5 protein-coding genes and 1 pseudogene are annotated in these 12198 nt (G+C 61.8%); 4 read left to right on the top strand and 2 right to left on the bottom strand.

Annotated elements, in window-relative coordinates; all coding sequences use genetic code 11:
- Position 1 precedes the first annotated feature (1 nt).
- The 4 genes and pseudogenes from murJ to trxA all read left to right on the top strand — a co-directional run bounded on the left by murJ (position 2) and on the right by trxA (position 5571).
- Positions 2-2177 (top strand): annotated as a pseudogene (murJ, locus tag ACPEE0_RS20690) (murein biosynthesis integral membrane protein MurJ).
- A gap of 166 nt (positions 2178-2343) precedes the next feature.
- The gene (locus ACPEE0_RS20685) at positions 2344-3933 is read left to right on the top strand and encodes an ABC transporter substrate-binding protein (RefSeq protein ID WP_424575191.1); all 1590 of its coding nucleotides are present in this window, start codon (positions 2344-2346) and stop codon (positions 3931-3933) included.
- Between the two features lie 318 nt (positions 3934-4251).
- Positions 4252-5208 carry a thioredoxin-disulfide reductase gene (gene trxB, locus ACPEE0_RS20680; protein WP_354176150.1) on the top strand — a complete coding sequence of 319 codons (957 nt, stop codon included), beginning with the start codon at positions 4252-4254 and terminating at the stop codon, positions 5206-5208.
- Between the two features lie 36 nt (positions 5209-5244).
- Positions 5245-5571 carry a thioredoxin gene (trxA, locus tag ACPEE0_RS20675; protein WP_009357103.1) on the top strand — a complete coding sequence of 109 codons (327 nt, stop codon included), beginning with the start codon at positions 5245-5247 and terminating at the stop codon, positions 5569-5571.
- Between the two features lie 4165 nt (positions 5572-9736).
- On the opposite strand, the gene ACPEE0_RS20670 is transcribed toward trxA, so the two are convergent.
- Together ACPEE0_RS20670 and ACPEE0_RS20665 are read right to left on the bottom strand one after the other, a co-directional pair.
- Positions 9737-11035 (bottom strand): ParB/RepB/Spo0J family partition protein, encoded by a 1299-nt coding sequence (locus ACPEE0_RS20670; RefSeq protein ID WP_354176148.1) that lies wholly within the window; start codon positions 11033-11035, stop codon positions 9737-9739.
- 64 nt (positions 11036-11099) lie between these two features.
- Positions 11100-12167, bottom strand: coding sequence for a ParA family protein (locus tag ACPEE0_RS20665; protein WP_424575190.1), 1068 nt, complete (start codon positions 12165-12167; stop codon positions 11100-11102).
- Positions 12168-12198: the final 31 nt, after the last annotated feature.

Here is a 12198-nt window from a genome sequence, read left to right as displayed (position 1 = left end):
GATGTCAGCTACCAACTCTCCATCCGATAACGCCGGCCGCCGCGGCGATGCGGTTCCCGACGGCGTGCCCCCGGAAGCGGGCGGGCCGGACCTTGCCGGTCCGGATGCCCCGCAGGTTGCGGCGGGTGCCAGCGAAACCCGGTCCAGTGCCATCATGGCCGCCGGGACCTTGGTTTCGCGTTTCCTGGGATTTGGCAAGACCTGATGCTCGGCACTGCCCTGGGGCTTGGCTCCACGGTCAACGACACGTTCATCAATGCCAACAACCTTCCCAACCTGATCTTCCTGCTGGTGGCCGGCGGCGTGTTCAACGCGGTCCTGGTGCCGCAGATCATCAAGGCCAGCAAAGCGCCGGACAGGGGAGCCGACTACATCAGCAGGCTGCTGACGCTTGCTGTCCTGCTCCTGCTGGGCCTGACCGCCATGGTCACACTGGCCGCCCCGTGGGTCATCGACCTGACCACCCAGGGCTATTCACCGCAGCAAAAGGCGCTGGCAGTCACGTTCGCTTTCTGGTGCCTGCCGCAGATCTTCTTCTATGGCCTGTATGCCCTCCTCACCCAGGTCCTCAACGCCAACGGCGCGTTCGGGCCGGCCATGTGGGCGCCCATCCTCAACAACATCGTGGCCATCGCCGGGCTGGGGATGTTCATCTGGATCTTCGGCACCAACGAGGCCAATCCCCACAGCCTGGACAACTGGGGCGATACGCAGACGCTCTTTGTGGCAGGGTTCTCCACCATCGGCGTCGTCTCCCAGACGGCCATCCTCCTGATCCCGGTCTTCCGGCTCCGGCTCGGCCTGCGGCCGCGCTTCGGCTGGCGGGGCGTCGGACTCGGCCAGGCAGCCAGGCTGAGCGTATGGACGCTCCTGACGGCCGCCGTCGGGCAGCTCGCGTTCCTTTACGTCATGCGTATCGCCACCATTCCCGGTGCCGAACGCCTCCGGCTGCAGGAGGCGGGCGACCCGGCAGCCGCCATGCTGCCCGGAAACGCCGTCCTCGAGGTCGCCAGCCAGCTGTACCTGCTGCCGCACTCCATCATCGCGCTGTCCCTCGCCACGGTGCTGTTCAACAGGATGACCCGCGCGTCCCAGGACGGCAACCGGGACGAACTGCGCGATGCGCTGTCCCACGGGCTTCGCACCATGGCCGTCGCCACCGTGTTCGGCGCGCTGGCACTGTTCGCGCTGGCCGGACCGCTCGGCATGTTCTTCTCCGGAGGCTCGCGCCAGGACGGCGTGATGCTGGCCCAGACGCTCACCATCCTCGCCCTGAGCACTCCCTTCATGAGCGCGAACTTCATGATGTCCCGGGTGTTCTACGCCAACGAGGATGCGCGCACGCCGTTCTACATCCAGCTGCTGCTGGCGGTGGTCTACGTGGCGGGTGCCTTTGCCATCCAGTTCCTGCCGGTAAACCAGATCATCTACGCCATCGCCATCCTGTATATGGTGGGAAACATCCTCTCCGTGGTCATCAGCGCCTACTTCCTGCGCCGGCTCCTGGGACACCTGGACGGTCCACGGATCGCCAACTCCTACATCCGGATGGGTTACGCCGCCCTGGGTTCGGCAATCGCCGGTGCCGGGGCCCTCTGGCTGATGGGCAGCTACAGCCCCGATGGCTTCGCCTGGCAGAACCGCCTGACTGCATTGATCACGGTGGTGGTGGTGGGCCCCGTCATGCTGGTGGCCTACTTCTTCCTGCTGAAGCTGTTCCGGGTTGCGGAACTGCGTGACCTGCTCCGGCCGCTGCTTGGCCGCCTGGGCCGTGGGGGCCCCGCTGCTCCTGCCGCGGAAGGCGGGGCGCCGCCGTCGTCCGCCCCGGAAGGGACCCCATCGGTGGAAGGTGCCTCGGCGGAGGCCCGCATGCACCGCCCCGAGCGTGCCACCACCTCCGTGGATACCGGCCTGATCCCTGAGGATCTCCGGCGAATTTGACGCGGTGTCCTTCCGTGCCGGCCCGGAGCCGGAGCGGACGGCAAGCGGTGCGAATTCACATGATGGCGGCCCCCAGGAAAAGTCCGACGGCGGGTACCTGCCCGGCGAGGACCAGCCCGGCACCGCACGGGGAGGCCTGCTCCGCGAGCAGATTCCGCTCCCCCGGGCGCCGCACCTTCCAGGGGAAGGCCGGCGAGAACCCCTATTTCAAGCAGCGGCGACGGCGTAAAAAGTAGGCTCCCGGCCGCTCCCGACGGCCATAGTCCGCGGCGTGCCGGACGCAATCCGCTAGGATCGGAAAGGTACAGGGGGAGTTGCATTCGGGGGCAAGCCACTCGGCGGGTCCTTGAACGGGGGTTGCATCATCCATGCCGGCAACCCCGGACAGTCTAGGAGGAACACGTGTCCAACCCGATCGATGTCGGATCAGTACTGGGCGGCCGCTACAAGGTCACAGCCACGGTATTGGCCTCGCACGACCACGATCTGGTGCTGGACGGTGTGGACCAGGTCCTGAACCGGCCGGTCAGCATCCTGGTTGCCGGTCCGCAGAACACGGAGCAGGTTGCGCAAAGCGCCCGCGAAGTAGCCACGGGTGAGCGGCCTGGTACCGTCCAGGTCCTGGACCTCGGCGTGAGCGATGCCGCCACCTACCTTATTACCAACCACACCTCCGCCGCTGACCTGCTGGACCTTGTGGTCGCCTCGAACCCGCCCTACGTGGAGCCTTTCTTCACTGACACGCTGGGCAGCGAGATCTTCGGCCAGCCCCGCTCCCGTGAGCCTGAGCCCTACGACGAGGAAGACCACGTCGACGCCGGATATATCAATTACGGCGACACGCACCAAAGCCAGGTGGACCCCTACCGGACCGCACCTGTTGTGCCGCCCAAGCCTCCCGCGCGTCCCGCTGCGGCACCCGGAAGCGGCCGGAGCGGAGCTTCGGTAATCGGCGGTGCTGCTGCCGCGGGGGCTGCTGGCGGTGCCGCCGCTGCTGCGGGGTCCGCTACCGGCAAAGCAGCAACGAGCCACGCTGATCCGGACGCCACCGCCGCCCAGCCGGTGCAGGATGTATCCAGCGGATCGGCTCCAGCTCCCGCCACCGCCCCTGGCAATGCGGTCGGGGATACCGGTTCCGGCAAGCCCAAAGTGTCGTTGTGGTCCGACGACGACTACGCCCAGGCGGACGAGCAGGAGCAGTACCACGCTGACTCAGAGCCGTACGATGAACCCCAGCCGGTCAACAAGAAGCCCGCCATGTTCGCCCGGGCCGCGGCACCCGCTGCTGCCGGCGTCTCCTTCGCCGACCCGGGGGATTACGACGGCGACCGCGACGAGCCTGAACGCGAACCGCGCTCCATGCGCTGGCTGGTGGGCGGGCTGCTGGCCGTCGTCCTCATTGCCGGCCTCGTGTGGGCGCTGACCGGTTTGGGCAGCCTCTTCTCCCAGCCGCAGGCAAACAACCCCGCACCGGTGGCCCCCACCAGTGCTCCCGAAGGATCAGCCGCGGCAACCCAGGCACCCAGCTCCGCTCCGCCTGCCGCACCGCCGGCCATCGAAAGCGTTTCGCGCCAGGGCAATTTCGACTTTGCCGCGACCTTCGACGGTGACCTGGTGAAGGCCTACGACGGGAACGCAGCCAGCTACTGGTCAGACATGGAATTCGCCACCGAAAACTGGGGCGGCCTGGCAGCCCAGGGCGTACCGCTCGTGGTCAAGCTCGAGAAGCCCGCTGCGGTCTCCTCCATCACCCTGTCCCAACTCGGTGGCTCCGGGGGCAACATCACGGTCTACACCAACGACCGCCCATCGCTGGACGGGGCGCGTGCAGTGGGGACCAGCAGCTTCACTTCCACGGACCTCAACATGCCGCTGGCAGAACCTGCCCAGGCACAGTACGTCATCGTTTCGATCAACTCCCTTCCCAAGCTGGCCGCGCCAAAGACCCGCTATGGTTACGGTTTGCGCCTGGCGGAGATCAAGGTCCAGTAGCGGCTTATTGGACGTCTGCGGTCCTCAGGTACACGGCCCTTGCCTTCGGGGGAGGGCCGTTCCTCTATCCGCGCCGGTAGTGGTGCCCGGCCGGGGCGACGCATCGCGTCATCCAGGATTCGACGGCGTGCCCTCCCGTCGTCCTTGGCTCTGGCGGGGCGGTAATCTGGAACGAGCGCCTGGAGGGGGCCGCACTTTGCCGTTCGCCGGCTGTCATCCCAAATCCAGCGCCGGAATATTCAGCATCCAGTAGCAGTTGTGCCATGTGGCCGGCCTCCACAGCGGGGCGCGTCAAGTAAGGAAGAGGTTCACCGTTCAGTGACCATCGCAGAAAACACCGCGTCCGAAGTGCGTGATGTCATCATTGTCGGCTCCGGACCGGCCGGCTACACAGCCGCCGTCTACACGGCCCGTGCCAACCTGAAGCCGCTGCTGCTCGCCGGCTCTGTGACCGCAGGCGGTGAACTGATGAACACCACCGACGTTGAGAACTACCCGGGTTTCCCCGACGGCATCATGGGTCCGGACCTCATGGAGAATTTCGAGAAACAGGCCGCACGCTTCGGCACCGAGATCCAGTTTGAGGATGTCACGGCACTGGATCTCCAGGGCGCCGTGAAGACGGTGACCATTGCGACAGGGGAGACCTTCCAGGCCAAGGCAGTCATCCTTTCCACCGGCTCCGCGTACCGCGAGCTGGGCCTTCCCAACGAGAAGCGGCTCTCCGGACACGGTGTCAGCTGGTGTGCAACCTGCGATGGTTTCTTTTTCAAGGACCAGGACATTGCCGTCATCGGTGGCGGCGACTCCGCGATGGAGGAGGCCCTGTTCCTCACCAAGTTCGCAAAATCAGTCACGGTAGTACACCGCCGCGATTCTCTGAAGGCATCCAAGATCATGGCAGACCGCGCGCTGGCCCACGAGAAGATCAACTTCATCTGGAACAGCACCGTGGAGGACGTCCTTGGCGAAGACAAAGTCACCGGCCTGACGTTGAAGAGCACCCTCGATGGCACGGAGTCGCATCTTGCCGTGACCGGTGTGTTCGTGGCCATCGGCAACGACCCCCGGACCGACCTGATCAAGGATGTCCTCGACCTGACGCCCGAAGGAACCATCGCCGTGCAGGGGAGGAGCTCCAAAACCAGCATCCCCGGCGTTTTCGCTGCAGGGGACGTCATCGACCCCACCTACCGCCAGGCCATCACGGCTTCCGGTTCCGGATGTGTGGCTGCCATCGATGTGGAACACTACCTGGCCAACCTGCCCGCATAAGTCAGCAACCTACGAACCGAGGAGAAAGAGAACGCAATGAGCAACGCAAAAGACGTAACTGACGCAAGTTTTGGAACGGACGTCCTGTCCTCTGAAAAGCCGGTAATTGTCGATTTCTGGGCTGAATGGTGCGGCCCCTGCCGCAAGCTCGGTCCGATCCTCGACGAAATCTCCGTTGAGTACAGCGAGAAGGTTGATGTCGTCAAGGTAAATGTCGATGACAACCCCTCCATTGCTGCGGAGTATGGCATCACGTCGATTCCGGCCGTCTACCTGTTCCAGGGTGGAGAAGTGAAGAGCACGGTTATCGGTGCAAAGCCGAAGCAGTTCTTCGAGAAGGAATTCGCGGACGTCCTGTCGTAAACGCTCTTCCGGGCTCTTCATCGAGAACGTCGAAAGTGGTCATCGCCCTCGGGTGGTGGCCACTTTTTTGCCTGGCTTGTAACGCCCGCGCTCGTGCAACAAGCCGCACGGGGAGGGGTGAGTCACGTTTCACGTGAAACCCTACAAGTACTTGCCCCATTACGCGACAATGCAACAGTGCTGATCGGCACGAGGGTCAGGCCATGTTTCACGTGGAACATGCACTTGTGGTTCGCGGAGCCCTTGGGGGTTGCTTGGTTGTCGCCGTAGACCTTCCGATGACAGAGAGTTGTCCACGGTGTTTACCGCCGAGGTACGTAGATGTCTGCTCACCGGCACAATTGGGAAGTAGCTGGGGCAGAGCACAAGCAAGACCACCGATGCCCACGGCGTTGGGCTCCCGACATAGCCCGGCGCTGCTTGATCGGCGTTTCACGTGAAACATCACTGGCCCACGCACCCCAACAAGCTGCGCCATTGCGGCAGAGCCACAGCACCATGGACCCTCACAAATTTGAGTTGAAGTAATCAGACGCCTGCTTCCCTTGGATGAAAGCATAAGTGCTTGGTTACTGGCACAGCTCACCGTGATCACAACCAGACCCACGTACTCGCAGCGATATACCCCAGACAAGCTGCGCGCACTGTACTGATGTGCTCATAGTTCGAATTGGGGTGCTACGTCCACCGAACTCCCAACGGCAATCTGCCACTGGATGCAAGATGTTGTGGCCGGCAGCAAACAGAAGTGCTCATGTACCCGGGTATGGCCCGGGCGAAGAACTAAGCAGCCTACGCCCAAATCTCGCAAGACTGATTCGACTTCCTACACGAAGAGACGCATCCCAGCTCCCAACATAAGACCCGCTGCAGCGACATAGGACTCACTGCAGCAAGGGGAAGTGCGTTGCTAGGTGCAATTCTGTCAGTTCCGCTGCCGTTGCCGAAGCAAGCAGGATCTTGTGCCGCAAAACGTCTTAACAGGGTGAGTTAGAAGTGGCATAGCGAGGGCCAGATCGCCCGACTGGAACTGGACCGCGGCCTAATCCTGAGCCTGACCGCAAGCCTGTCCTCGACCTGACTTGTAACTCACCCGGACCTCCGAATCCTATATCGCGAATCAGTGAGGCTCCTTGGCGTACCGATACGGCCACCACGTTGCATCGGCTCTTCTTCTGGCGTTACCCGTATGGCGGCGTGTCAATAGCCGCTCATGGGCTGCACAGTCTGAGCCGGCCTGGCAGGTCCGCAGGTCGACCGGTCCTGGCTTCCAATCCGCCGGGACCGTTCCCGTTGCGATCCGAAGCTGCAAAATCACCACGCCCGCTGCCTTGTTTCACGTGAAACAGTAGGAGCGTGAAGCTGTCACGGTCCGCGTGAAAAAAGAGCTGAACGGAAGAGACGGAAAGGAGAACGCAAGGTTCACTAGCTGGCCGCCGGAATCACCGGCAGCCGGAACGCAGTCGTTAAGGTGGCATCCTCCTTTTCCTTTAGGATCCGAGTCGAATGTTCAGGCTCAGGGCATCGCGGTAGCCCCTGGTGCTAGGTCACTACGCTCTTGACGCGTGGCGTCGATGGGATATCGCGGCAACGGCAATCGCGGGCGTACCCAGAGCGGCTATCCAAAACATCGCGGAGGTACGGTGGAAGCATCACGAATCCGGAGACCGACACATCAAAATTCGTCTGCGGGGCGCGTCGCCCAGTGGGAGCCGCTTCGTTCAACACTGGCTTCATCGCAATGGGTGGGAGGGCCAGGCATGATCGGTCCGACGGCAGCTTACCAGGGCACAAGCGGATCTCAGCAGCAGAGGCGCCGGTTGCAGGGGTTGAAGCGTCAGCTCTCGGACCAAATCTGGGCCGCTAGCGCCCACCGCTATTCACAAGTTTTCCACAGGCCGCTAGTGATCTTATGCACACAGTTATCCACAGGCGACTCAACCCCGAAGACAGCTCCTCGTGGGCACTGCTAGGCGGTGTCCTGGCAGGACAAAGGAGCCGGGGAGCGTGCAGGCGTCTTCGGATGGAAGCGGCGACCCGCATTGGTAGTGACCGGAGGCGAAAGCTTAGTTCACTGGGCGAGAAAATCAACCTGCTTCGTGCTTTCCACGACTAAGAAGCCCCCATTACTAGCGATTCATAAGGGTGCTAGGTTTCACGTGAAACAAGCGCTAGCCATGTCCCTTGCCAACGACGGACCGTCGAGCTTGCGAGGCTACGGTCGATCTGCCCGGTAGGGCTCGCCGTCCTCGGACGGAATGAACAGGATGAACACGAGTTATCCACCACGTTATCCACAGGGATATCCACCGATATCGGAACGCGATCCGCAGGGTGCGGATAGGCTGGAAAGCCTCATTTTGGTCTGGCAGACGCTCCTGTTGTTGGCCCGGCTGCGGCGTCCGGAAGGTCCGCACCCGGCCGCTCGAAGCAGACCTGTTGGTCAGCTACGGGCCTGGGAACATCCCAGCGACAGGTGCGGTATGTCGGTAGCGGTGGTAGCCAGTTACCAGCAGCGCCTGTCGTGCCCCGGCAGGAGCGGAGCGTCTACCGGATGTCAAAGCGGAGCCAGCCGCCTACTTCCCACAGAGGAAAGGGGTCCATACCCCGTCCCGGGGATTGGCCACGAGGAGGCGGGCTGCGCGACCGTGGCACAGAAAGGTCCCATCAAAGGCCGCGGAACCACTCCGTCTGCGCGTCCTGTCCGCTGTATGCCCTCACACTGCATTGCTGCGGATTCCGGTCATATCGGAGTATCGGAGTCGGATGTCGCCCTTGGCGTCCGGCAGAACGTACTGCTCGGCCGGATGGAACAAAGGAAGAACTGAAGGTTGCCGCCTGTATGGTCACAGAACCATGTGGGCCGCGGCGTCCGAGGAAGCGGCGAATTCGAGTGTGGGTACCGCTAGGGGGGTGTCCGTGACGTCAGCGGGCCTACGTTCTGTTTCACGTGAAACAGCTGCCCCGCTTGTTGCGGGTAAACCGCACCATTGGAAATGGCTAGCGACATCAGGCCAAATGGGTCAGAATAGATAGCCCTCCTGCTGCACACTCAATCGGAGTGGAAGGCATTCTACTGACGGCGCCAATGCATTTATCGCGAAGGCACCCCAGTTTCGCCAGCGTCGAAAGATTTGCAAACGCCACGGTTGGGCCTGGATAGCGGTGCTGCCTCATATTGAAAGAGTGAATATCGCCCTTGGGTATGCTGACGCCATGGGTGGCGCTCCGGTGATCGTGCCGTAGGACATCATCCGAAGGGCTAGCGGATCTTGATGTTTCACGTGAAACGCCACCAGAGGACCATGGAATGGGTAGTTTCAGCGTGTGGGTGACATTCCTGGGCTTCTTGTCAGGTAATCTTGCGACAAAAGCCGCATCCAGGGGCGGACCGGCAATCAGCGGGACACGTCTCCTTTCCAGCCACAAACTTGTCGTATTTTTCCGCAGGATCCGTCGCGATTGCCGTTTCTATGGCTTGACCTGTATCGCGCGAGATCAAGCGTAAGGGATGTACAGCACGCAAATGGCCGGGACATTTGTATTTTTCGGAGAAGACCAGCTTGGGATGGGTGCAGGCAATAGTCCCACTGGTCGGATCTAGATTCAGATCGAGAACCAGAACTCTGTTCACTGAACGCCACACACCCGCGCTTCATGGCGGATTGAGGGTCGCATATATCGAATATAGGGGAGTCCGACGCCTTTGCTTCTACAAATCGCCTAGGACGCCCCGACGTTCTGCCGCAAGCTCGTCGAAATTAATCAGGCAGCATGTCGCATTTCTCCGCAGGTGGAGGGGGCCCGATATCCTGACTCTTCTATCGATGGGCACCTTCTACGCTAGGCATAGTAGGCCGACGTGTTTCACGTGAAACGCAAAACTAGATGACGGCATCGAGCTGAGCCGGTCCACGTGTGGTTTCTGCGGAGCTGGTTCACAAATAGATCTGCGGCCATATATAGTGCAGTTTCGGTGCTTCAAAACGTCGATTGCCTCTTCTACGGGAGGGCGAGGGGCAATACAAATTGCTGAATTGTGAAGAATGAGATTTCCGAATAGTGATCTGGACTGTCTCATGACGTTCATTGGCAAGTATAGGGCCCCCAACAGACGCAGAAGAGGCCCGGTTCGCAACGAACCGGGCCTCTTCACAAGAACTTGCTAGTTGGTGGAACCAGGAGCCAATACATCCATGATGCGGTTCAGGTCCTCAACACTCGCAAACTCAATGCTGACCTTCCCCTTCCGGACACCCAGGGAAATCTTCACGTTAGTGTCCAGGCGGTCAGAGAGGGATGAAGCCAGATAGTCGAGCCGTTCATGGCGGGCACCAGGCCGGGGAATGTTGTTCTTTACCGGTTTGGCTGGATCCTGGTAGAGCGTGACCGCCTCTTCGGTGGCGCGCACGGACATGCCCTCGGCAACAATCTTCTGTGCCAGCCGCTCCATGGCCGCGGCATCCGGAAGGGACAGCAGGGCGCGGGCATGCCCCGCAGAAAGGACGCCGGCGGCAACGCGGCGCTGGACCAGGGGAGGAAGCTTCAGCAGACGCAGCGTATTGGACACCTGTGGCCGTGAGCGCCCGATCCGGTCGGCCAGCTGCTCGTGGGTGGTACCGAAATCCTCTAGCAGCTGCTGGTACGCCGCAGCCTCTTCCAGCGGGTTCAGCTGGCTCCGGTGGAGGTTCTCGAGCAGAGCATCGCGAAGAAGGTCGTCGTCGGTGGTATCCCGGACGATGGCCGGGATGGTGTCCAGCCCCGCCGCCTGGACTGCGCGCCACCGGCGTTCACCCATAACGAGCTCGAACGGCTCGCTACCGGATTCGGTTGACTTACGGACGACAATTGGCTGAAGGACGCCGATTTCCCGTACAGAGTGCACCAGCTCCGCCATGTCGTCCTCATCGAAGACGTTGCGCGGCTGCTTTCGGTTGGGATGGATATCCATAACCGGTATTTCGGCGAAGCGGACACCCGGAACTTCGACGAGCTCCACCCCGTCGTCAATCAGCGCGGGGGCAGCGACCGGCTCCGCCGTGGACCCATCCGAGGATTCGTCGTCGCGGACTTCGGCCTCAGCCGGCTTCGTGACATCCGCCTTGGCGGGCGAACCCTTGCGCGCCGAACTCTTGGTTGCAGCAGAAGTGGAGGAAGATTCCGTCTTCTTGGCACCTGCAGAATCGGTAGCGGAGGAAGAAGTGCCTGCTGCCTCCGTATCACCATCCTGATTCCTGGACGGCCTGGACGTGGTCCTGGGGGCAGGGGAAGCGATCAGCTTGTCTGCAACTGACTGGGCTGTGCCTGCAGCAGCGTCCGGCGAATCAGTCTTCTTCCGTCCCTCAGGAAAGAAGAGGTCCACCGGGCGGGATACCGCTGCCCCGTTCCCCTGCCCGTTTGATGCGGCGGAACTTGGAATCAGCGCGCCAAGACCGCGGCCTAGGCCCCGTCGCTTCTCGCTCATGGATAAATCCCTCCAGTGGTAGAACCAGGCAGTGCCGGTTCCGGTCGTTGCAGTTTGAAGATTTCTAGCGTTCTGCTATTTCAGCAGCGGCTTCCAGGTAAGACAGTGCGCCACTGGAGGATGGGTCATACGTCATGACAGTCTGCTGGTAACTCGGCGCCTCGGAAATACGGACCGAGCGCGGTACTACGGCAGACAGCACCTGTTGCGGGAAGTGCGTGCGGACTTCGGCAGCGACCTGTGCAGCAAGGTTGGTCCGGCCGTCGTACATGGTGAGCAGAATCGTGGAAACTTCGAGCTCGTCATTGAGGTGCTTCTGGATCATCTCAATGTTCTTCAGGAGCTGGCTGAGTCCCTCGAGCGCATAGTACTCACACTGAATGGGAATCAGGACCTCGTTGGCAGCGCAGAACGCGTTGACTGTGAGAAGTCCGAGGCTCGGCGGGCAATCGATGAAGATGTAGTCCAGCCGCTCCTCTCCGTTCTTTTCACGCGTCTTGGCATATACATCGATGGCCCGGCGCAAACGCTGTTCACGCGCCACCAGCGATACCAGCTCGATCTCCGCGCCTGCGAGGTGGATGGTGGCCGGCGCGCAAATGAGCTTCTCGATATCGGGGCACTGGGCCACCACGTCTGCCATCGGCACATCGTTGATGAGGACGTCGTAGATGCTGTCGACATCCGCGTGGTGCTCGATGCCCAGCGCAGTGGAGGCGTTGCCCTGCGGGTCGATATCGATCACCAGGACATTCAGTCCGGCTGCTGCCAGTGCGGCCGCGATGTTCACGGTGGTGGTGGTCTTTCCCACCCCACCCTTCTGGTCGGACACGGTGAAAATCCGGGTCTTCTCCGGCCGGGGCAGCTTGCGGCCCATGAGGCGCTCCCGGCGCTTGGTTTCGTGCGCGAGCTCGCGGGCGATAGGACTGGAATCATCCATCGCGTCAATGATGTTTGATCTACCGGCAGGGGTTGTTTCACGTGAAACGAGGGCGGCGGATCCGGCATTCGCTACCGATTGCGGATGATTCCCGCCCCGGCCAGGGGCAAGTCCCGGTCCAGTGACGGAACGAGCTGACCCCAATGACACAAACGGCGGTATCCGTTGTGCGGAGGCTTCACTACTGGTCACTGGGGCACACTCACTCTCGTTCAGCCATTTT

Origin of the sequence: Arthrobacter sp. SD76 (assembly GCF_049726125.1) — a bacterium.
Classification (GTDB): Bacteria; Actinomycetota; Actinomycetes; order Actinomycetales; family Micrococcaceae; genus Arthrobacter; species Arthrobacter nitrophenolicus.
The sequence above is the reverse complement of the archived record's forward strand: the minus strand, read 5'-3'. Positions and strand labels throughout refer to the sequence as shown.

Bases quoted from the DNA above. Each gene is read 5' to 3' on its own strand.
- ACPEE0_RS20670 (WP_354176148.1), bottom strand. From the start codon at position 11,035: ATGAGCGAGAAGCGACGGGGCCTAGGCCGCGGTCTTGGCGCGCTGATT.
- trxA (WP_009357103.1), top strand. From the start codon at position 5,245: ATGAGCAACGCAAAAGACGTAACTGACGCAAGTTTTGGAACGGACGTC.